This is a genomic window from Weizmannia acidilactici (assembly GCF_008974185.1).
Taxonomy (GTDB): Bacteria; Bacillota; Bacilli; order Bacillales; family Bacillaceae_C; genus Weizmannia; species Weizmannia acidilactici.
The window spans coordinates 1-22,174 of the sequence record NZ_BKZP01000042.1 but is presented as its reverse complement, the minus strand read 5'-3'; the positions used below and the strand labels follow the sequence as shown (position 1 = coordinate 22,174).

The 22,174-nt window shown below is 46.2% G+C and carries 16 protein-coding genes and 1 pseudogene; 14 read left to right on the top strand and 3 right to left on the bottom strand.

Going from position 1 to position 22,174, the window contains the following annotated elements; genetic code table 11:
• From BpJC4_RS16400 to BpJC4_RS14220, 11 genes and pseudogenes are all read left to right on the top strand, one after another.
• The coding region (locus tag BpJC4_RS16400) for a hypothetical protein (RefSeq protein WP_216643736.1) at window positions 1–215 on the top strand (215 nt) is incomplete at its 5' end.
• Window positions 216–308: 93 nt separating this feature from the next.
• Window positions 309–992: a beta-phosphoglucomutase gene (gene pgmB, locus BpJC4_RS14265; protein ID WP_151698095.1), complete on the top strand. Its 684-nt coding sequence runs from the start codon at window positions 309–311 to the stop codon at window positions 990–992.
• Between the two features lie 6 nt (window positions 993–998).
• The gene (locus BpJC4_RS14260; protein WP_151698094.1) at window positions 999–1,955 is read left to right on the top strand and encodes a LacI family DNA-binding transcriptional regulator; all 957 of its coding nucleotides are present in this window, start codon (window positions 999–1,001) and stop codon (window positions 1,953–1,955) included.
• Between the two features lie 273 nt (window positions 1,956–2,228).
• A pseudogene (locus BpJC4_RS14255) lies at window positions 2,229–3,914 on the top strand (glycoside hydrolase family 13 protein); the annotation flags it as partial.
• A 39-nt stretch (window positions 3,915–3,953) separates the two neighbouring features.
• Entirely contained in the window at window positions 3,954–5,759 is a 1,806-nt protein-coding gene (locus BpJC4_RS14250) for an alpha-glycosidase (protein WP_151698096.1), read from the top strand.
• Window positions 5,760–5,896: 137 nt separating this feature from the next.
• Window positions 5,897–7,168 carry an extracellular solute-binding protein gene (locus BpJC4_RS14245; protein ID WP_151698093.1) on the top strand — a complete coding sequence of 424 codons (1,272 nt, stop codon included), beginning with the start codon at window positions 5,897–5,899 and terminating at the stop codon, window positions 7,166–7,168.
• Between the two features lie 86 nt (window positions 7,169–7,254).
• The gene (locus tag BpJC4_RS14240) at window positions 7,255–8,562 is read left to right on the top strand and encodes a sugar ABC transporter permease (RefSeq protein WP_151698092.1); all 1,308 of its coding nucleotides are present in this window, start codon (window positions 7,255–7,257) and stop codon (window positions 8,560–8,562) included.
• Between the two features lies 1 nt (window position 8,563).
• Window positions 8,564–9,415, top strand: coding sequence for a sugar ABC transporter permease (locus BpJC4_RS14235; protein ID WP_151680054.1), 852 nt, complete (start codon window positions 8,564–8,566; stop codon window positions 9,413–9,415).
• Window positions 9,416–9,459: 44 nt separating this feature from the next.
• The gene (locus BpJC4_RS14230; RefSeq protein WP_151680055.1) at window positions 9,460–10,308 is read left to right on the top strand and encodes a DUF1189 domain-containing protein; all 849 of its coding nucleotides are present in this window, start codon (window positions 9,460–9,462) and stop codon (window positions 10,306–10,308) included.
• A gap of 26 nt (window positions 10,309–10,334) precedes the next feature.
• The gene (gene mdxK, locus BpJC4_RS14225; protein WP_151698091.1) at window positions 10,335–12,617 is read left to right on the top strand and encodes a maltose phosphorylase MdxK; all 2,283 of its coding nucleotides are present in this window, start codon (window positions 10,335–10,337) and stop codon (window positions 12,615–12,617) included.
• Complete coding sequence (locus BpJC4_RS14220) at window positions 12,614–14,281, top strand: glycoside hydrolase family 13 protein (protein WP_151680057.1); 1,668 nt, start codon at window positions 12,614–12,616, stop codon at window positions 14,279–14,281. The genes mdxK and BpJC4_RS14220 overlap by 4 nt, the downstream gene beginning before the upstream one ends.
• Before the next feature lie 272 nt (window positions 14,282–14,553).
• Here BpJC4_RS14220 and BpJC4_RS14215 read toward each other — a convergent pair whose 3' ends face one another.
• The 3 genes from BpJC4_RS14215 to BpJC4_RS14205 all read right to left on the bottom strand — a co-directional run bounded on the left by BpJC4_RS14215 (window position 14,554) and on the right by BpJC4_RS14205 (window position 18,165).
• Window positions 14,554–15,927: a UDP-N-acetylmuramoyl-tripeptide--D-alanyl-D-alanine ligase gene (locus tag BpJC4_RS14215; protein ID WP_151698090.1), complete on the bottom strand. Its 1,374-nt coding sequence runs from the start codon at window positions 15,925–15,927 to the stop codon at window positions 14,554–14,556.
• A gap of 68 nt (window positions 15,928–15,995) precedes the next feature.
• A complete protein-coding gene (locus tag BpJC4_RS14210; RefSeq protein ID WP_151680059.1) occupies window positions 15,996–17,066 on the bottom strand; it encodes a D-alanine--D-alanine ligase in 1,071 nt (356 codons plus the stop codon).
• A 325-nt stretch (window positions 17,067–17,391) separates the two neighbouring features.
• Window positions 17,392–18,165 carry a hypothetical protein gene (locus tag BpJC4_RS14205; RefSeq protein ID WP_151680060.1) on the bottom strand — a complete coding sequence of 258 codons (774 nt, stop codon included), beginning with the start codon at window positions 18,163–18,165 and terminating at the stop codon, window positions 17,392–17,394.
• A gap of 500 nt (window positions 18,166–18,665) precedes the next feature.
• On the opposite strand from BpJC4_RS14205, the gene BpJC4_RS14200 reads away from it, so the two are divergent.
• From BpJC4_RS14200 to BpJC4_RS14190, 3 genes are all read left to right on the top strand, one after another.
• Window positions 18,666–19,979, top strand: a complete 1,314-nt coding sequence (locus BpJC4_RS14200) for a hemolysin family protein (RefSeq protein WP_151680061.1) — start codon at window positions 18,666–18,668, stop codon at window positions 19,977–19,979.
• Between the two features lie 205 nt (window positions 19,980–20,184).
• Window positions 20,185–20,613, top strand: a complete 429-nt coding sequence (locus BpJC4_RS14195) for a MerR family transcriptional regulator (protein ID WP_151680122.1) — start codon at window positions 20,185–20,187, stop codon at window positions 20,611–20,613.
• 77 nt (window positions 20,614–20,690) lie between these two features.
• On the top strand, window positions 20,691–22,076 hold the full coding sequence (locus tag BpJC4_RS14190; RefSeq protein ID WP_151698089.1) for a hemolysin family protein: 1,386 nt from the start codon (window positions 20,691–20,693) through the stop codon (window positions 22,074–22,076).
• The last annotated feature ends 98 nt before the right edge of the window (window positions 22,077–22,174 follow it).

Here is a 22,174-nt window from a genome sequence, read left to right as displayed (position 1 = left end):
TAAGGATCAATCATTCGCCGTCTCGTTGCGACAGCGAAATTCATTTTATCATAACAACAAAACACTGTCAACAACTTTTTTGTCACCCACTGCTTGTTAACCCTTGTTTAGCAGCGTCATTTATTAATCTATCAACTTTTGATTCTGGTGTCAACGATTTTTTTGTGAAAAGATTTTTCAAACATTTCATCCGTCTGTCTGGTTTTAGTGAATGAAACACGGACTTTTCAAATTAGTTTAATAGTTTTCTGATTTTAAATCCCGTATACTATAAATAAAGTAAATTACAAGATTTGGAGGAAAATCAAATGGCAGCTTCACACATTCAGGCCGTTATTTTCGATTTGGATGGCGTCATAACAGATACTGCAGAATACCATTACCTAGCATGGAAGAAGCTGGCCGATGAGCTAAATATTCCGTTTAACCGCAATTTCAACGAAGCGCTCAAAGGCGTCAGCCGCATGGATTCTTTAAAGAAAATCATCAGCCGCGCACAGCCGGCCCCGTCTTTTTCAGAAGATGAACTCAACCGGTTGGCGGACCGTAAAAATGAATACTATAAAGAATACATCCAACAAATTACCCCTGATGATTTGCTGCCGGGCATTACAGATTTAATGGAGGAAATTAAACAAAAAGGGATTAAAATCGGGCTGGCCTCCGCAAGTAAAAATGCAATGGTCGTGCTCGAAAAACTGGGCATTACTTCCTTTTTCGACGGCATTGTAGATGCAGCTACGATTGAGCACGGAAAGCCGGATCCGGAAATCTTTCTAGCAGCTGCCCGCCAGCTTCATGCCGAATCTGCCTCGTGCGTCGGGATTGAAGATGCGGAAGCGGGCATTCAGGCCATTAAAGCGGCTGGAATGTTTGCTGTCGGTATCGGCACAGCTGATAAAATGAAGGAGGCAGATCTCCGGGTAGAAGGAACACAAAAGCTTTCGTTTATAAAAATTGAAAGCGCATATCTTTTAAAAAACAAGGAATGAGCGTGTATGGTTACCATATCTGATGTAGCCAAACGGGCACATGTTTCAAAAATGACTGTATCGCGGGTCATTAACCACCCCGAACAGGTCACCGATGATTTAAAAAAATTGGTTTATGAAGCGATGGAACAGTTAAATTACGTGCCGAATTATGCGGCGCGCGCCCTGGTGTCAAACCGCACCCAGGTGATCAAGTTCCTGATTTTAGAAGAAATGGATACGACCGAACCTTATTATATGAACTTATTGGCCGGCATTGCCAAGGAATTGGAGCGGAACCACTATTCGCTCCAGCTTGTTACGCGAAAATCGAAGGATATCGGCCAATGCGACGGCGTGATTGCCACAGGCGTCCGCAGTTACGATTACGATACGATCTTAAAAGAATTCTCGAAGCCGCTTATTTTGTTCGGTCAAAATGACAGGGGTTTTGATTTTATTGATGTGAACAATGAAAAAGGGACGCGGCTTTTGACCGAGCACGTGATCAACCTGGGGTTTGAAAAAATCTATTTTTTCGGAATTGATCTGCAAGAATCTTTCATGTTTGCAAGGCAGAAAGGTTATTTGGACACTGTTGAATCATACGGATTACCGCGGCATTTGTACAGGATCAAAAACAGCTCGAGCGCAGCCCAGAAAAAAGCGAAAGAAATCTTGTCCAATTGGAATGAAAAATGTGCATTTATCTGTGCGAGTGACCGGATTGCACTGGGGGTGATCAGAGCCGCGCAGTCGTTGCAATTACTGATTCCCAGACAGGTCGCGGTTACGGGATTTGACGGCGTTTTTCTTGACCGGATTTCTTCACCCCGTATTACAACAGTGCGCCAGCCGGTTGTTGAAATGGGGGAAGCCTGCGCACGCATGCTTTTGAAAAAAATCCGGGAAAACGGCAAGGCGCAGGGGCACCAGTTTTTCGAACCCGAACTGCTCATCCGTCCGTCAACAGTCCATGAATAGAGCAGTCTCTAAAACAGGCTGCTTCTTTTTTTATTCCTACGAACAAGGCATCTTCGCTCAATTGCAGGCCCGGGCCAGCGGATTTCTTGCCCGTCTCCAGCCCACTTCCCCGTCGTGTTTCCTTTATCCCGGCCGAAGACTATGAACCCCGTATGCCACTGAGCGATGCGCCCTCTGCTTTTTCTATTTTGTTAACGTTAACATTGATAAAAAATTTGTTCTTCGTGAAGGGGTGATGGTACGTTGAAAGGGGATAGAGTAAATTGGAGGTGAGTGGCTTTGGCAGATGCGTGGTGGAAAAAAGCAATCATTTACCAGGTTTATCCGCGCAGTTTTAAAGATTCGAACGGGGACGGGATCGGCGATATCCCGGGGATCGTAGAGAAACTTGATTATATCCGCGATCTCGGGGTGACGGCCATCTGGCTGAATCCGATTTTCGAGTCGCCGCACGTCGACAACGGATACGATGTCAGCAACTACAGAAAAATTGACCCTGTATTCGGTACGATGGAAGACGTTGAAAACTTAATCAGAGAAGCGAAAAAACGCGGGTTGAAGATCATTTTGGACCTTGTGCTGAACCATACATCGGACTGTCATCCGTGGTTTGAAGCTGCACGGAAAAGCAAGGACAATCCGTACAGGGATTATTATATTTGGCATGATCCAGTGGACGGCCATGAACCGACGAATTGGGCAAGTTTCTTTGGCGGAAGCACGTGGTCATATGATGAACAGACCAGACAGTATTATTTTCATTTATTCAGTGACACGATGCCGGACCTGAACTGGGAAAACAAAAAAGTGCGCGAAGAAATGGCCAAAATCGCCCTGTACTGGTTGGATAAAGGCATTGACGGGTTCCGGCTTGATGCGGTCATTCATATGGCGAAAGACACCCGTTTCCTTTCTGTCAACACCGAAAATGCGGATGAAAAATTTGTACCCGCCGAACAATATTTCGCCAACCTCCCGCGTGTCCATGAGTATATCCGTGAATTCAACCGTACGATTAAAAAAGCGTATCCCGATGCGTTTTTAATCGGGGAAACGGCCTCCGCCGACACAAAGCTCGCCCGGCTGTATTCCGACCCAAGCCGTGAAGAATGCGATGCCATCATCACCTTTCATTATTTAGGGTTTGACACGGAAGCAAAAAATCCAAACATCCCGCAAAACTGGCAGCAGGGAAAATGGGATTTGCTTGCTTTCAAAAAGGTAATGGCGAAGTGGCAGAAAGATTTATACAGAAAGGGATTGAATTCACTCTACTGGAATAATCATGATATGCCGCGGCTCTTGTCGCGCTTCGGGGATAAAGGTCGGTACCGGGAAAAAAGCGCGAAAATGCTCGCCACTTTAATGTATTTGCAGTGGGGCGTGCCGATTTTGCTGCAAGGCGAAGAAATCGGCTTGGTGAATTTGAAACTGCCGCGCCTCGAAGACTATGAAGACCCAAGCATCCGGGGGCTCATTCCGGTTGCCAACAAAGCCGGCTATACAGAAGCGGAAATTTTACAAATGGTGCAAAAGCGCTCAAAAGATACATCAAGGGGTGCGATGCAATGGAACAGTGAACCACACGGCGGCTTTTCTACATATGCTCCATGGCTTGGCATCAATGAAGATTACCGCACCGTCAACGTTGCCTCACAGGAAAAAGACACGGATTCCGTCCTGTATTATTACCGGAAGTTGCTGAAATTGAAAAAATCAATGACCGTTTTTACAGCCGGCAGTTGGGAAACGCTGGCCGGGAATGATCCGAATATTTATGCTTATTTGCGCACGTATAAAGGCAGGCGTGCAATGGTGGTCTGCAACACATCAAAAAAGCGGCAAACTTTCACCTGTCCGGAGCTGGCCCGTTTTAAATGGGAATGCCTGCTCAATAATAACGGCTACCAAGCTGAAATTCCAAGCAAACTGGTGCTGCTGCCTTATGAATGTTTTGTTTTGCTTCAAAAACAACAACCAAAACGAGGAGGAACAAACATGGAGTTAGCGGGAATTTTTCACCAGCCGTTCACAGATGCGTATGTATACGACAAGGAAACGATGCATCTTAAGCTGCGCACGAAAAAAGGGGACATTGCCAACGTTCTGCTCGTTTGGGGCGATCCTTACTTATTCAAAAAAAATAAAGACGGGGAATATCGCTGGCAGTCCGAACGCCTTGGAATGAAAAAAGTTGTCGAAACAGAAGCACATGATTACTGGTTTGCGGAAGTAAAACCGCCGCACCGCCGCGTGCAGTACGCCTTTTTACTCACCGGAACGGACGGCAAAGACATTTTTTACGGCGGCCGCGGCTTTTATCCGCCGAATGAAGATACACTGAATGTACCCGATTATTATTTTAAATTTCCGTTTATGCATGAAACGGATATGTTCAAGGCGCCGGACTGGGTGAAGTCGACCGTTTGGTACCAAATTTTCCCGGAACGGTTTGCAAACGGGAACCCGGACATCTCCCCCAAAAATGTCTTGCCGTGGGGAAGTAAAGAACCTGGCGTAAATGACTTTTTCGGCGGGGACTTGCAGGGGATTATCGACCATTTGGATTATTTGAGCAACCTTGGCATTAACGGAATTTATTTGACGCCGATCTTTGAAGCGCCGTCCAACCATAAATATGATACGTTTGACTACTTTACAATTGACCCGCATTTCGGAGACAAGGAAACATTCCGCAAGCTTGTAGAAAAAGCGCACAAACGCGGGATCCGGATTATGCTCGATGCCGTTTTCAATCATATCGGGAAAAACTCGAATCAATGGCAGGATGTGCTGGAAAACGGGGAAAACTCCCGCTACAAGGACTGGTTCCACATCCACTCTTTCCCGGTCCGCGAAGGAGAGAACGGCAATATCGACGGGCACGATACGCTGTCCTTCGATACGTTTGCTTTTACAACGAGCATGCCGAAGCTCAATACGGCCAACCCGGAAGTGCAAAAATATCTGCTTGATATCGCCACCTATTGGATCCGCGAATTTGATATTGACGGCTGGCGCCTTGATGTGGCCAATGAAGTCGACCATACATTCTGGAAAAAATTCCGTCATGCGGTCGTGAAAGAAAAACCGGATATTTTTATTCTCGGCGAAATATGGCATGATTCATGGCCGTGGCTTTTGGGCGACGAGTTCCATTCAGTCATGAATTATCCGTTCACGCAGACGATCATTGAATATTTTGTGGATGAAAAAATATCTGCCGAAAAAATGATGCATAGCATCAATCAGCATTTTATGCATTATATGCAGTCGAACAACGAAGTCCTGTTCAATATGCTCGACAGCCACGACACGCCGAGGATTTTGACAAAATGCGGCGGCGATAAACAAAAAGTAAAGCTTGCCCTTGCTTTTACGTTCGCGCATGCCGGATCTCCGTGCATTTATTACGGCACGGAAGTCGGGATTGACGGCGGCGGCGACCCACTCTGCCGGAAATGCATGGTGTGGGAAGAAGATAAACAGGACCGCGATATGCTTGCCTTTACAAAAAAACTGATCCGGTTCCGCAAAGACTATCAGCCGACATTGACATACGGCGATTTGATCTGGCTGAAAACCGACAACGATAAACAAGTTGTCTGCTTCTTGCGGAAAGACAAAAACCGCACGCTGCTGTTTGCCTTTAACCGGTCGGATGCGGAACAGTCCATTCCGTGGGACGATCTGAAGGTAAAAAATTCGGATTCCGCCAAAAACATTTGGGAAAACAAACCGGTTCAAGCCAGCGCACTTGTGCTCCCTCCTATGCAATTCACGATTTTGGAAATATCTGATTAATCTCTCCTCCCTGCCCCTGCCCGGTCCGTTGGCAGGGGTTCATATATTTTGTTAACGGTAACAGAAAAATTAGCATTGTAAACGTTTTCTTACGTCAACTATAATGGGGTTGTAATAAAAAAAGGGAGGTTAAGAAAGTGAAAGTGTTAAAGAAGCTGTTTGTGCTCACACTTGTTTTTGGCGTCATCATGGCGCTGGCCGCATGCGGAGGATCGAAAAAAACAAACAGCAGTTCCTCTTCAGACAGCGGCGGCAAAAAGACGCTCACTGTTTCCGTTGAAGACCAATACGCAGACTATATTAACAGTATTAAAGGAGATTTTGAAAAACAAAACAATGTCACTGTAAAAGTCGTGAAAAAGCCGATGTTTGACCAGCTCGAAGCACTTCCGCTCGACGGCCCGGCAGGAAAAGCGCCGGATGTCATGCTCGCTTCTTATGACCGGATCGGCGGGCTCGGCCAGCAGGGGCATCTGCTTGAGCTCAGCAAAAAAGATGTCAGTGCATTTGACGCAAAAGACCAGCGCCAAGTCACCATCGATAACAAAGTATACGGCGTGCCGTTTGTCATCGAAACGCTCGTACTCTATTACAATAAAGATCTAATCTCTTCTCCTCCAAAAACTTTTTCTGACCTCGAAAAACTGGCAAAAGACAGCAAATATGCTTTTAAATCCGAACCAGGAAAAAATACCGGATTTCTTGTGAAATGGACGGATTTCTACTATGCATACGGACTGTTGGCGGGTTACGGCGGTTATGTCTTCGGGGATAACGGTACGAATACAAAAGATATCGGCTTAAATAATGAAGGTTCCGTGAAAGCCATCACCTACGCGACACACTGGTTCCAGGATATTTGGCCTAAGGGTATGAAAGACACCAAAAGCTCCGGCGACTTTGTAACGGAAGAATTCTCTAAAGGAAAAGCGGCAGCTGTTATTGACGGACCATGGTCGGCGGCCAATTACACGAAAGCAAAAGTGAATTACGGGGTAGCGCCGATCCCGACGCTTCCAAACGGCAAAGAATATCAAGCATTCGGCGGCGGAAAAGGATGGGTGGCTTCCAACTATACAAAAGAACCGAAACTGGCGGAAAAATGGATCAAATATGTAACGAATGCCGAAAACGACTACAAGTTCTTTGAAAAATATAATGAAATTCCGGCAAATCCAACGGCACGCGAAAAAGCAGCAAGCACAAATAACGAATTGGCAAAAGCAGTCGCCGAACAATATAAATCGGCCCAGCCGATGCCAAATATCCCGGAAATGGCCGAAGTTTGGACTGGCATGGAATCGACAATGTATGACGCCGCTGTCGGCAAGAAAACACCGAAACAGGCAGCCGATGCAGCCGTTAAAACCATTAAAGACAATATTGCCCAGAAGTATTCTAATAAGTAAAAACCACAATCCATTTCTAGGTGGGGATTTTTCTCCACCTGGTTTTCAAAATAACGAAGATCAATATAGAAATGAGGCAACAATAAATGGAAATCCAAGAAAATAAGCTGCAGAATGTTCGTAAAGCCGGCTTATATTCCCTGATTCCAGGCCTTGGCCAGTTTTACAATAGGCAGCCCTTTAAAGGCATACTCTTCCTGGCAATATTTCTCCTATGTGCCTTCCAAATGGCCGTTGCCGGCATTCCTGCTTTAACCGGTTTTATCACATTAGGGTCAACGCCGCGGGTGGACCATTCGCTGTTTCTGCTCATTAAAGGTTCCCTGCAAATTATTTTGATTTTGGTATTTCTTGCATTTTATTTATTGAACATATATGACGCCCGGCGCGTCGCCGCAATATGGAACATGAAAGGAACAGCCAACACCTCGGCCCTCGCCATTTTAAAAAATGCTTGGGAAGCGGGTTTCCCTTATTTATTAACGATTCCGGCATATGTCGCCATGACGTTTGTCATCATTTTTCCCGTACTTGTGACTTTATTCACAGCTTTTACCAACTACGATTTTTATCATATTCCGCCATTTCGGCTGATTGACTGGGTCGGCCTAAAAAACTTCTTAAATATTTTTTCTCTCGGTTCCTACCGCGCAACTTTTACAAGTGTGCTCAGCTGGACAATCATTTGGACTTTATGCGCCACAACCGGCCAGATCGTGCTCGGCATATTGACAGCGATTGTTGTCAACCAGGATTTCATTAAAGGAAAAAGGTTGTTCCGGGTCATCTTTTTACTGCCGTGGGCCGTACCGGCATTCATTACCATCATGAGTTTTTCCAATATTTTTAACGACAGCATCGGCGCCATTAATGCTCAGGTCATTCCAACGATCAACCACCTGCTGTTTACAGATATTCCCGCCATTTCCTGGAAAACAGATCCGTTTTGGACGAAAGTGGCTCTAATCATGATCCAGACATGGCTCGGCTTCCCGTATATTTATGTGATGGTTACGGGCGTTTTGCAGTCGATACCGGGGGATTTATATGAAGCGGCACGGATTGACGGCGCAAACTTCTGGCAAAAGTTCCGGAGGATTACGTTGCCGATGATCCTTTTTGCAACCGCGCCGGTCCTGATTACCCAGTACACTTTTAATTTTAATAACTTCTCTATTATCTATCTCTTTAATAATGGCGGACCGGGCAGTGTCGGCGCAGGTGCCGGGTCAACCGATATTTTAATCTCCTGGATTTATAAACTGACAACCGGCACCTCTCCGCAATATGCCATGGCAGCCGCAATTACGTTAATGATTTCGTTCATCGTAATTGCTGTCTCCCTGATCGCTTTTAAGAAAACGAACGCATTTGGCAATGAGGAGATGATGTAACATGAAAGAATTAATGAAAAACCAAAAATTTACCCGCTTTTGGAACCGGTTTTTCACTTATGCGTTTTTAATCCTTTTAAGCGTGATCATCATTTATCCATTGCTGATCACCGCTTCCTCGGCTTTCAAAGAATCGAATATCGTTTCTTTCCAGTTGGATTTACATTCCAACTGGACGCTGGATAATTTCCGCCAGCTGTTTACGAACACGCTATATCCGGAATGGTATAAAAATACGCTCATTATCGCGGTGGCCACAATGGTACTGCAAGTCGTGATCGTAACGCTTGCCGGTTATACTTACAGCCGCTACCGCTTTAAAGGCAGAAAATACAGCTTAGTCTTTTTCCTGATCATCCAAATGGTCCCGACAATGGCCGCGTTAACTGCATTCTATGTGTTGGCAAACATTTTAAATGCGCTGGATACTTATTGGTTTTTAACCCTGCTTTATGTCGGCGGCGGGATCCCGATGAATACATGGCTGATGAAAGGATATTTCGATACCGTGCCGCGCGATTTGGATGAATCGGCAAGGATCGACGGCGCCGGGCATTTAAGGGTGTTCTGGCAAATCGTGCTCCCGCTCGTGAAACCGATGCTCGCCGTCCAGGCGCTTTGGGCATTCATGGGGCCTTTCGGGGATTACCTGCTGGCAAAATTTTTACTGCGGATGCCGGAACATTTAACGGTTGCGGTCGGCCTGCAGCAATTTATTTCCAATCCGACACAGCAAAAAGTGGCACTGTTTGCCGCAGGCGCCATTTTAGCTGCCCTGCCGATTTGTATCTTGTTTTTCTTCCTGCAGAAAAACTTTGTGTCCGGGCTGACTTCGGGCGGCACAAAAGGGTAATGGCTGTGCCTTGATGAATATTTTAATAAAGTGTGGGATTGTAAATGGAACAGATTCAAAGATTCCCTGCCAACTATTTTGCAAATATTTTTTCACCGGCAAAAATGTTTCAGCACAGGGGCGAGCTGGGCTGGTTGAAAATCACGCTCGTGTTTCTCTTCTTAAACGCCTGCCTGGTCGCTCCGTTCTCGCTGTCTTTTGCCCGAGCGGAAAGCTTCGATTTAAGCCGAATTGCGCCGCATTTAAACCAGGCAGTCCAGACCGGTTATACCGGCCCGGCTGTCGGCATTTCTTTCAAAAACGGCGCCCTTCAAGCCGAACCGGCCTATGAAACGGCCCACGGAAATACGATCATCACCATTGGTCCAAACAAGGCAATTGCCGTTTCAGGGGATCGTTATCATAAGAAAGTAGCGCATTACAAAAACGCCCTAATTTTTCAAAAACACCGGCTGATCCTGGCCGATGAAAACGGGTTTGGCTTTTCAGTACGTTATCCGGACGGCCAGGCTGATAAAATGATCCGCAACGGGAACGGCCTTGCCGCTTTTGCAGCAGAACTCTGGTTCCGGCAGTATAAAGTCATCCTGGTTCCGCTTGTTTCATGTTTGATTTTGGCCATGCTTTTCTTCAGCAATTTTATTTTGATGGGGGCGGTTTCCCTCATTCTGTGGATGACGAAATTTTCGAGTTTTTCCGGCATCCGGACATTGAAACAGGCCGCATCCATAACAGTATTTGCAGCAGGCATCCCTTCGATTGCAGCCATGCTTGCCGGTTTTGCAGGCGCCAATATTACAGCGCTGTTGATGATCCAATCTTTAGGGATTGTTCTTGTCATTGCTTTTATCTTTTTCAAAACAAAGTTTCTGGCAGAAGAGAATTTGGATTAATAAGATGTTGATAAGGAGGCTCTCATATGTATTACAACCAGCTTTTCGATGTAGATGAATGGACATTAAAAACAACGCAGCTCCACCGGGAACATATCCGGCTGCAGGAAAGTATCACCTCTTTAGGGAACGGCTATATGGGCATGCGCGGCAATTTCGAAGAGTCCTATTCCGGCTGCCATCACCAGGGCACTTATATTGCAGGGGTGTGGTTTCCAGATAAAACAAGAGTCGGTTGGTGGAAAATCGGCTATCCGGATTACTTCGGCAAAGTCATCAACACCATCAATCTTGTCGGCTTGCGCGTTTGGATTGACAAAGAAGAAATCGACCTGTTTCTCGACCCGCTCGAACAATTTCAGCTTGAACTCGATATGAAAAAAGCAGTTTTGCGTCATTCCTACATTGTCGAAAAGTCCGGCAAAAAAGTAAAAATCGAATTTGAACGTTTTTTCAGCATCGTTCATAAAGAAATTGCCGCCATCCGGTTCCGCGCAACCAATCTCGGAAAACCGGCTGTCATCACACTGATGCCGTATTTGGACGGAAACGTAAAAAATGAAGACGCGAATTATGACGATATGTTTTGGGCGGAAATCCATTCCGAGGTGGACGAGAAGCGGGCTGCCGTTGTCACCGAAACGATTGAAAACCCGTTTGGCATCCCGCGCTTTACCGTTGCGGCGGCAATGGGCTGTCAAACGGGAGCAACCCGGACTTCCCATAAAGCGGAACCCCTTTACGCGGAGCAGGTGTATGAAAAAGAGCTGGGGGAAAATGAGTCTTTCGGTTTAGATAAAATCGTGTCCGTCACTACAAGCCGGGACTATGAAAAAGATACGCTGCTGCCCCGTGCTTACGAATTGCTCGGCGAGGCATTGGAGAGCGGATACGATGAACTGTTCCAGGAACATGCGGCAGCATGGCAGAAACGGTGGGAAAAAGCCGATGTTCGCATTTCCGGGGACCCGGAAGCCCAGCAAGGCATCCGCTTCAACCTGTTCCAGCTTTTCTCGACCTATTACGGGGACGATCCGCGCTTAAACATCGGCCCGAAAGGTTTTACAGGTGAAAAATACGGGGGCGCTACCTATTGGGATACGGAAGCGTATGCCGTGCCGATGTATCTCTCCGTCGCGCCGCCGCAAGTCACTAGGAATCTGCTGCTCTACCGGTATCATCAGCTCCCGCAGGCGTACGAAAACGCGAAAAAACTCGGGCTCAAAGGTGCTTTATATCCAATGGTGACGTTCACCGGGATCGAATGTCATAACGAATGGGAAATTACATTTGAAGAAATCCACCGCAACGGCGCCATTGCGTATGCGATTTATAATTATGTCAATTATACCGGAGACAAGGAATACATCAGCCAGTACGGCATTGATGTCCTTGTCGGGATCAGCCGGTTTTTTGCCGACCGCGTCCATTTCTCGGAACGGAAGCAAAAATACATGATCCACGGCGTGACCGGCCCGAATGAATATGAAAACAACGTGAACAACAACTGGTACACAAACCGGATCGCGGTCTGGACGCTGAAATATACAATCGCCTCCCTCGATGATGCCGGCAATGAAAAAGCAAAAGCGCTCAATATTACGGAAGAGGAACTGGCGCATTGGCAGGATATCATTGACCGGATGTATTTTCCGTACGATGAAAAACTCGGAATTTTCCTGCAGCAAGATGGTTTTTTGGATAAACCGATCCAACCGGTCAGCGCCATTCCGAAAGAAGATCTGCCGCTCAACCAGCATTGGTCATGGGACCGTATCCTGCGCTCCTGCTACATCAAGCAGGCTGACGTGCTGCAAGGCTTTTATTTCTTCAATGATGAGTTTACAATGGAAGAAAAGCGGCGCCACTTTGAATTTTACGAACCGTTAACCGTCCATGAATCGAGTCTTTCCCCTTGCGTCCATGCCATTTTGGCGGCCGAACTCAGGAAAGAGGACAAAGCGGTGGAACTGTATAAACGGACATCCCGTCTTGATTTGGATAACTATAATCATGACACAGAAGACGGGCTGCATATTACGTCGATGACCGGAAGCTGGCTTGCGATTGTCCATGGTTTCGCCGGCATGCGCACATTCCATGAAACCTTGTCTTTCGCGCCGTTTTTGCCGAAAGAATGGGACGAGTACGCGTTTAAAATCAATTACCGCCACCGCCTGCTGGAAGTAAAAGTGAACAAAAAGCACGTATCGGTTTCATTACTTGAGGGGGAACCGCTCGAACTGAAGTTATATGGAGAATTCATCCATTTAACAAATACGTACACGAAGGAGTATGAGTGGTCATGACAGAATGGTGGAAACAGGCAGTTGTATACCAAATCTACCCACGCAGCTTCTATGATACAAACGGCGACGGAATCGGCGATTTGCAGGGGATTATTGAAAAGCTGGATTATTTAAAAGAACTTGGGATTGACTGCATTTGGATCAGCCCGGTGTACGACTCCCCGCACGACGACAATGGCTACGACATCCGCGACTACCGTAAGATCGACAAAATGTTCGGGACAAACGAAGACATGGACCGGCTGCTTGCCGAGGCACACGCGCGCGGCATTAAAATTGTGATGGACCTCGTCGTCAACCATACATCCGACGAACATGCCTGGTTTGTCGAAAGCCGGAAATCAAAAGATAACCCGTACCGCGACTTTTATTTCTGGAAAGAACCGAATCCGGACGGCGCGCCGCCGAATAACTGGGGGTCAATGTTTTCCGGCTCGGCCTGGGAATATGATGAAAAAACCGGGCAGTACTACCTGCACTATTTTACAAAGAAACAGCCCGATTTAAACTGGGAAAACGAAAAAGTGCGCAAAGAAGTTTATGATATGATGAAGTTTTGGATGGACAAAGGCGTGGACGGCTGGCGTATGGATGTCATCGGTTCCATATCGAAATTCCTGGATTTCCCGGACTACGAGCTCCCTAAAGGCCAAAAATACGGCATCGGCAAGTACCATGCAAACGGTCCGCGCCTCCATGAATTCATCCAGGAAATGAACCGCGAAGTGCTGTCGAAATACGACTGCATGACTGTCGGTGAAGCGATCGGATCCGATGTTGAGATCGCCAAAAAGTATACCGGTGCCGACCGCCATGAACTGAACATGATTTTCAACTTTGAACATATGGATGCCGATACAAAACCGGGCAGCCCGGCCGGCAAATGGGCCTTGAAACCTTTTAATCTTGTTGAATTAAAGCAAACGCTCTCCCGCTGGCAGTATGCACTTTCGGATACCGGCTGGAACGCGCTGTATTTTGAAAACCACGACCAGGCGCGTGTCGTGTCGCGGTGGGGAAATGATACAAAATACCGCGTTGAGTGCGCCAAAGCGTTTGCCACGATTTTGCACGGGTTAAAAGGAACGCCTTATGTTTACCAGGGTGAAGAGATCGGGATGGTGAACGCTGATTTAAAACTGGAAGAATATGACGATGTCGAAATCCGGAACGCCTACAAAGAACTCGTTTTGGAAAATCAAATCATGACGGAAGACGAGTTTTTAACAGCCGTCCGGAAAAAAGGGCGAGACAATGCGCGGACGCCGATGCAGTGGGACGACAGCCCGAACGCCGGCTTTACAACCGGAACGCCGTGGCTGAAGGTGAATTCGCGCTACCCGGAAATTAACGTGGCAAAAGCACTCGCAGATCCGAACTCGATCTTTTATTACTATCAATCTCTGATCAAGCTGCGCCATACATACGATGTGTTTGTCGACGGCCGGTATGAACTGCTGCTGCCGGACCATCCGCATTTGTACGTGTATACACGGGAAAATGGGTCAGAGAAATTACTCGTTGCCGCCAATATCAGCGAGAATACGGTAAGCTTTGAAAAACCGGAGGGGAACTGGAAATTGCTGCTTGGAAACTATGACGATACGGAAAGCAGCACACTGTTCCGCCCATACGAAGCCGGGATTTATTATATGGAGAAATAAACGAGGGGGGCTGTTCCTGAAATATGATTGGAGCAGCCCCTTTCATATTCTTAAAAACATTCCGGTATTGTTTTTAGAAAACGATTGATGCGACCCATGACCTTTTCGGGATGTATAAAATGAACAAATCGGTCTTTATAAGCCCTCTTAGGACCCCTTTTGGGCAGTGCGCTTGACAAATCGGTTTTTATAAAGTACAAAAAAGTCAAATGCTTGAACAAAAATATCTTAAGAAAAAGGGCTGCCCATGCAAAAACAGCCCTTTCCCTTGATCAAGCCGTAATGGCTTTTACAACTTCCTCAAGCTGCATACCCCGGGAAGCTTTTACCAAAATCAGATCATTTACTTCAATTTTATCTTTCAAAACGGCAATCATTTCCTCCTTGTCTTCAAATGGAAAGACACGCCCGTCCGGAAAATTAGCGGCTTCCGCGATATGTCTGCCCAATTTTCCGTATGTAAAGACAAGATCAATTTTCCCGGGGTTTAACTCGCGGCCGACTTCCTTGTGAAATTCCGCTTCCCTTTCCCCAAGTTCCAGCATATCGCCGAGTACCAGGATTCTCCGCCCCGCCCCTTCAAATTGTTCAATGAGCTGGATGGCGGCACGCATCGATGTCGGGCTGGCATTATACGCATCATTGATGACTTTCGAACCCTTTATCCCTTCTGCCATTTCCATCCGCATTGCCGTGAGCCTCGTTTTCTGCAGGCCTTCGTGGATTGCCCCGAAGCCCATTCCGAACTCGCGGCCCGCTAGGATGGCAGCAAGAGAATTGATCACGTTATATTCGCCCAATACAGGCAGATAAAATTCCGTGTCTCCGGAGGCATTTGTCCGAAATGTGCTTCCGGCGTCTTCCCGTCTGATTCCGATCGGATAAAGATCGTTCGCAACCCCCTTTCCGAACGTTGTTGTCCGGATCCCCGCAAGCTTCGGTACACGTTCTTGTAAAAGCGGCTCATCACCCATATAAATCAGGAGGCCGTTTTCTGGCAGGCCTTCCGCAATCTCAAGCTTCGCATCGGCAATGGCCTCCCGCGAACCGAGATTTTGGATATGGGCCTCGCCGATATTCGTAATAATGGCTGCATCCGGGCGGGCAATATGTGTCAAAAGAGAAATTTCCCCTTTTGCACTCATGCCCATTTCCACAACAGCCATTTCGGTATCCTCATCCAAAGACAGGATCGTTAAAGGCAGGCCCTGATGGTTGTTAAAATTCCCTTCGGTTTTTTGCACTTTATATTTTTGAGCCAAAACAGACGCGACCATATCTTTTGTCGTTGTCTTGCCGTTGCTGCCTGTAATGCCGACCACTTTGGCCCGTAATTGCCGGCGGTAACTTGCCGCCAGTTCCTGCAAGCTTTTCTCAACGTCTTCCACAATGATGAGCGGAAGATGCGCCGGCGGATCCGGCATGTCTTTTTGCCAGAGCGATGCAGCTGCGCCTTTTCGGATTGCATCTTTGACAAACTTGTGCCCGTCCGCATTTCGTCCCCGCAGCGGCACGTATAAATTGCCTTTTTCGATCTTGCGTGTATCGATGCAAACGCCTTGTACAAGCGTTTCGTTGTTTTTCAGTGCTTCTTGATTCTCAACATGGATCATGCCGGTAATTTCCCGGATTGTCCGCCTGATCATCCTGTTTGATTCCTCCTTCTTTCGCCTAAAAACAGAACGGGAACCATGCTGCCATGGTTCCATTGATGTTACAATGTGTATTTAATCTGCTGTTTTTCCGCATGCCGTTCAAGCGCCAGCTCAATGAGTTTTTCGATCAATTGCGGATAATCGAGGCCCGAGTGCTTCCACAAAAGCGGGAACATACTGAACGGCGTAAATCCCGGCATCGTGTTGACTTCATTGATCATTACCCGGTTTTCTTTCGTTACGAAGAAATCAGCGCGTACCAGCCCGGAGCAGTCCAGCGCTTTAAAAGCGGTAATGGCCGCCTCGGTTAATTTTTTGTACACTTCTTCGGAAATGTCGGCCGGAATGATTAACGCCGTGTCTCCGTCTTCATATTTTGCTTTGTAATCGTAAAAATTTTTTTTAGAAACAATTTCGCCGGCAACCGAACATTTCGGATCGTCATTCCCAATGACGCCCAATTCAATTTCACGGGCCGTGACGCCTTCTTCTATGATGATTTTCCGGTCATACTGAAAAGCTTCTTTGAAAGCCGCTTCGAGTTCTTCACGATTCGTGCATTTGCTGATGCCGACGCTGGAACCGAGATTGGCCGGCTTGACAAAGCAAGGATATCCGGTTTTCTCTTCCACTTCACGGTAGCACGCTTCCGGTTTCTTTTCCCATATGCTGCGGATAAAAGAAACATATTTGACCTGATCAAGCCCGGCCTGCGCAAACAAGTTTTTCATGATCACTTTATCCATTCCCGCCGAAGAGGCAAGCACCCCGTTTCCGACATAAGGCAGATTCAGCAATTCGAGCATGCCCTGGACGGTTCCGTCTTCCCCATTCGGCCCGTGAAGCAGTGGAAAAATGACATCGTAGCCGCCCTGTTCCCCTTCTGACACAGAAGTTGACAGCGCATTTGGCGCCATCTTCTCTCCCCCATGGAATTCGAGCTGTTTGACTGTTTCAACCGGCCCTGTTAAAAGCGGCCCTTTTATCCAATTCCCTTCTGTTGTGATGAAGATCGGGTAAATGTCGTATTTTTGGTGGTCCAAGGCCTGTATCACTGCTTTCGCGGTTTGCAAGGACACTTGGTGTTCAGCGGATTTTCCGCCGTACAATAAGCAAATTTTCTTTTTCATTGTGCTCCTCCATATCAGTACGGAATAATTCTATTTTATCATTTTCACGTTTCCGGAGTGTGACAAAACTAAAATTTTTGGCCCGTTTCATTTTCTTCCCTATTGTATGGGAAAATGGACAATTTGTGTATTATATCGATGCCTTTTTTACAGTTTTCCCGAAAAACACAAAAAGAAAGCGTATACGTCCTCCGCTTTTCTTTTGTCCGGCTATTCGATTTTCCTTCTTATTCCCTGTACACGCCCGGCCCCCGCCCGTGTTTCCTTTATATTCGTTAGAGGCCGGGAAGTCCGTACGCCACTTGGCAAGACACCTCCACTTTTCTTATTGTATCAATACTTTCCATTCCTGCATTTTGCGGTCGTAGACCATTTTTCCGTCTGTTGGTGTGCCGGAAATGGATTTGTATTCTTCGTGCATTTCATCCATATCATGAAAATCTCCGATCATCCAGAACGGGATTTCGATTTGCGCCCGGGTCTGCACGGCATATTCCATGGAAATCACAAGCCCTTCCTTCATTTTGTCGGAAAGCGGCAGCAGCACTTCCAAAGGGACGCGGGGCAGCGCTTTCCGCTTTTTCCTCCCGAACAAAAACGGCTTTTCCCCTTTGATTTCATTGATCCGCTGCGCAATGACATCACCGAGCATCACATAAAAATCGCGGAAAGAACGGAAATATGTCTTGCTGTAATAACCGTCATCCTGGGACAAATACACAAAATGGTTGTTCAGTTTCCGGTAAAAAGGCATGCGCAAATGATGCTTCATATGGCTTAAATACAGCAATTCCGCAATTTCGTACCCTTCCAGCAGATCGAGACCTTCTTCGTCCTCAAAATCGACCCAGCAGAAATCTCCATAGCTGTAAATGTCGTCTTCAACGAGGCGGCCGATGGTTTCTTCATTGGCATATTCAAACAACGTATGTAAATTCACAGTACCCAAATCAAACTGATGCCGGAGAAGAAGGATATTCGTTAAATTGGGGAAGGCATGATAAAATTCATAAAAAGAAATGCCGTGCGTTAAAACATAATGATTCACTTCATTCGCATGAACATATATGAGCTCCCTGTTGCCACCATGGTTTTTCAATATGTTTACCCCCGATTGTGCAAAACATGGACAAAGCCCGCCAGTAATGCAATCCTCATTTATCCATAATTTTATTTTACCAAATTTGGCAAAAAAATTGGATTTTTATTTCATCTGGATCCTATCCATACTTTAACCACCATTGAAAATTATAATGAATCTCCAACCAATAAAAAACCATTTTAACTTGTTTCACAGGCCTGGTTTCCGGCCGGCCGTCGCGCTTGCAGTTTATGGAAAAATCATTCAAAATAATGTATAGGAAAGACGAAAAATATGGACTTGTTTACTGTTGCCGGCAAAATCCGTCAGAGGCGCCATCCCTGTTTCAAAAGCTTCGCCTTGTCTCCTTTCCAACTGTTTTGCCGGTTTTTCATATCTATTTTCGGGAACATTATTCGAAAAGAGTTCTGTTGCCTAAGGAGGTGCGTGTCTTGCCGTTATAAGGGGCAATGTAAAAGCGGGCGCCGCATTTTTACACCTCTTGAGCAGGACAAACCATGCTGACGACCAAATTAATCTTAATCGTATTATTAATAGGGGCAAATGCTTTTTTCGTTGCTTCTGAATTTTCGTTGGTAAGAGTACGGACATCAAGAATCGACCAGCTGATAGCGGAAGGCAATAAAAAAGCAGCCTCCGCCAAAAAAGTGATCACAAAGCTGGACAGCTACCTATCTACAACGCAATTAGGCATCACCGTCATTTCCCTTGTTCTTGGGTGGCTTGGGGAACCGACTTTGCGCGTAATTTTTAATCCGCTGCTGGATAAACTGCATGTGCCCCATACATTAAGCCATGTTGTGACATTTATTATTTCTTTTCTTATCATTACGTTTTTCAGCGTCGTTGTCGGGGAACTGGCGCCAAAAAATATTGCCATCCAAAAGGCGGAAGATATTGTGCTTTTTGTCGCGAAACCGCTGATCTTTTTTAACAAACTGATGTTTCCGTTTACCTGGACGCTGAACCAATCATCTCGGTTTGTCACAAAAGCGCTCGGATATGATATCACTTCCGACCACGAGATTACCCACTCTGAGGAAGAATTGCGCATCATCTTGTCGGAAAGTTTGAAAAGCGGCGAGATTAACCAGTCCGAATATAAATATGTAAACAATATTTTTGAATTCGACAACAGGATCGCCAAAGAAATTATGGTGCCGCGCACAGAGGTGGTCACTGTCGATAAAAGTGACCGGATTGAGGATCTCATCCAGCTTGCGCAAAAGGAAAAATATACGAGATACCCGGTTACGGACGGGGACAAAGACAACATCATAGGCGTGATTAACATGAAAGAAGTGCTGACCGATTATGTTGCCGCCCCCGAGGTGAGGAAAGACGCGTTGATTGATCCGTACATCAATCCAATTATCCATGTGATCGAAACCGTCCCGATTCAAGGGATTCTTGCCCGCATGCAAAAAGACAATACCCATATGGCGGTTTTATTGGATGAATATGGCGGCACTGCCGGGATTATTACCGTAGAGGATATTCTGGAAGAAATTGTCGGGGAGATCCGGGACGAGTTCGATACGGATGAGGTCCCGCTGATCCAAAAAGTCGGGGAGAATCATTATATTTTGGATGCCAAAGTCCTGATAGAAGATGTGAATGATCTTTTGGCGATTGGAATTTCCGATGAAGAAGTGGATACGATCGGCGGATGGCTGCTGACCCAGAAATATGATTTGAAAAAAGGCGATGTCGTTCCGTTCCAATCGTATGAGTTTAAAGTGGCAGACATGGAAGGTTCACACGTTCTTTATGTGGACGTCACAAAAAAACAGGAAGTAGCCCCCCAGTAAAACGGGGGGCTTTTTTGTCTGCTACGCGCCCCGTTACCGAGACGAATAGCGGGAAAGGAACCGCCATATGTTAAAATAAGATTGAATTTTTCTAATTTAAATTTATTTCTAACCATAACGTTTGACTGTACGGTCTTTTTCATCTATAATATACGTAATACGAGAATGCTTTTTTTCAGGGAATGAGGTGAAATCCGATGGGGTTGTGTACCGTATTGGGGAATTAGCATCCGTAGCTAATGTTTCAAAGCGGACAATCGACTATTATACCCGGCTCGGGCTGTTAAAACCAAAACGAACAGGTGCAAATTACCGCATATATGACCAGGAAGCCGTCGCTGACTTGAAATTTATAGAAGAGTGCAAAAAACGGCATCTTCCGCTTGAGGCGATCCGGACAAAACTGGAATACAGAAAAAGCGGCGAAATAAGCGAAAATGCACTGATACAGCAACTGAATCTCTTCTCCGAACAGCTGCAGCAGCTCAACATGGAACTGAAAGATTTTACTCCGAATTTGGAAAAACTGCCGGAAGAGCAAAAAGAAACATTGCGCAACCGGCTATCGAGGGATAGCCTGGCCCTGATCCAATCACTTTCCTCCCTTTTAAACAAGGAAGTGGTTTGGCATTGAAACTGGGATTGCATGAAATTGTACACTTATAGGAGGTGACTCCTGCCTCGTTCACCTTATGGGGCAGGAAAACTTATTTGGACATATTTAAATTGGTGCTGATTTTCATTTTAATCGCACTTTCCGCTTTTTTTGTAGCTTCAGAGTTTGCAATCGTAAAAATCAGAAGTTCCCGGATTGACCAACTCATTGAAGAAGGAAACAAAAGAGCGATTCCGGTAAAAAAAATCATCACAAACCTTGATGAATATTTATCAACCTGCCAGTTGGGCATTACCATCATTTCACTTCTGCTCGGATGGATCGGAGAAGAAACCGTCTCGCATTTGATCGGCCCTGTGTTTGGGATGCTGCAATTGCCGCAGTCTTTTGCAGCAGTTGCTTCCGTGATTTTCGCTTTTACCCTGATCACTTTTGCCCATGTTGTGGCCGGCGAACTCTCGCCAAAAACAATCGCGATCCAAAAAGCGGAAACCATTGCGTTTCTATCGGCAAGGCCGTTAATTTTATTTCATCGGCTGATGTACCCGTTCATATGGGTGTTGAACAGCTCTGCACGCCTGATCACGAAAACGGCCGGGCTGGAACCCGCATCCCAGCATGATGTTGCCCATACGGAAGAGGAACTGAGGATTATCCTTTCTGAAAGCTATAAAAACGGTGAGATCAATCAATCGGAGTTTAAATATGTGAATAAAATATTCGAGTTTGATAATCGGATCGCGAAAGAAATCATGGTGCCGAGGACGGAGATTGTTTCCCTTTCCAAAAACGACTCCCTCCAAACTTTCCTGGACCTCGTACAGGAAGAACGGTTCACCCGCTATCCGGTCATTGACGGGGATAAAGACCATATCATCGGGATCATTAATTTAAAAGAAGTGTTGACTGATATGCTGCACAGGAAACAGACACCCCCTCCTCCGCTTGAAACGTATATCCGTCCGATAATCCGTGTCATTGATACCATCCCAATTAATGAACTTTTAATTATGATGCAAAAAGAACGCATCCATATGGCGGTATTGATTGACGAATACGGCGGCACAAGCGGTATTGTGACAGTCGAGGATATTTTGGAGGAAATTGTCGGGGAAATCCGTGATGAGTTTGACATGGACGAAGTGCCGCTGATCCGGAAAGTCGCAGACGGGCACTTTATTATTGATTCAAAAGTGTTGATCAGTGAAGTAAACGACCTGCTTGGCACCCATATTTCAGATGAAGACATCGACACAATCGGCGGATGGATTCTAACCGAAAAGTTTGAGGCAAAACAGGGCGATGTGCTGGAATACGGCGGATATGAATTTACAATCAGTGAAATGGAAGACATGCACATCCGGTACATCGAAGTCAAAAAGAAAGCCGGACAGGCAACAAAGCAAAAACCGAAGCAGGAAACCTTTCCAATCTCCAATACCGAGACCGGCCATCCCGAAATGCTGAAAGCCTTCGAATAAGGAGTACCGGACTGGGGCGGACAGCCGTTTGTCCGCCCGCTTTTTCGACATTCCCCAATTTCCCGAGAAATAATTTGTTGAAATTTGTTGCAGGAATC

What these genes read in the sequence shown, in the direction of transcription:
- pgmB (WP_151698095.1), top strand. Translation starts at nt 309, where the DNA reads ATGGCAGCTTCACACATTCAGGCCGTTATTTTCGATTTGGATGGCGTC.
- BpJC4_RS14260 (WP_151698094.1), top strand. Translation starts at nt 999, where the DNA reads ATGGTTACCATATCTGATGTAGCCAAACGGGCACATGTTTCAAAAATG.
- BpJC4_RS14250 (WP_151698096.1), top strand. Translation starts at nt 3,954, where the DNA reads ATGGAGTTAGCGGGAATTTTTCACCAGCCGTTCACAGATGCGTATGTA.
- BpJC4_RS14240 (WP_151698092.1), top strand. Translation starts at nt 7,255, where the DNA reads ATGGAAATCCAAGAAAATAAGCTGCAGAATGTTCGTAAAGCCGGCTTA.
- BpJC4_RS14235 (WP_151680054.1), top strand. Translation starts at nt 8,564, where the DNA reads ATGAAAGAATTAATGAAAAACCAAAAATTTACCCGCTTTTGGAACCGG.
- BpJC4_RS14230 (WP_151680055.1), top strand. Translation starts at nt 9,460, where the DNA reads ATGGAACAGATTCAAAGATTCCCTGCCAACTATTTTGCAAATATTTTT.
- mdxK (WP_151698091.1), top strand. Translation starts at nt 10,335, where the DNA reads ATGTATTACAACCAGCTTTTCGATGTAGATGAATGGACATTAAAAACA.
- BpJC4_RS14220 (WP_151680057.1), top strand. Translation starts at nt 12,614, where the DNA reads ATGACAGAATGGTGGAAACAGGCAGTTGTATACCAAATCTACCCACGC.
- BpJC4_RS14215 (WP_151698090.1), bottom strand. Translation starts at nt 15,927, where the DNA reads ATGATCAGGCGGACAATCCGGGAAATTACCGGCATGATCCATGTTGAG.
- BpJC4_RS14210 (WP_151680059.1), bottom strand. Translation starts at nt 17,066, where the DNA reads ATGAAAAAGAAAATTTGCTTATTGTACGGCGGAAAATCCGCTGAACAC.
- BpJC4_RS14200 (WP_151680061.1), top strand. Translation starts at nt 18,666, where the DNA reads ATGCTGACGACCAAATTAATCTTAATCGTATTATTAATAGGGGCAAAT.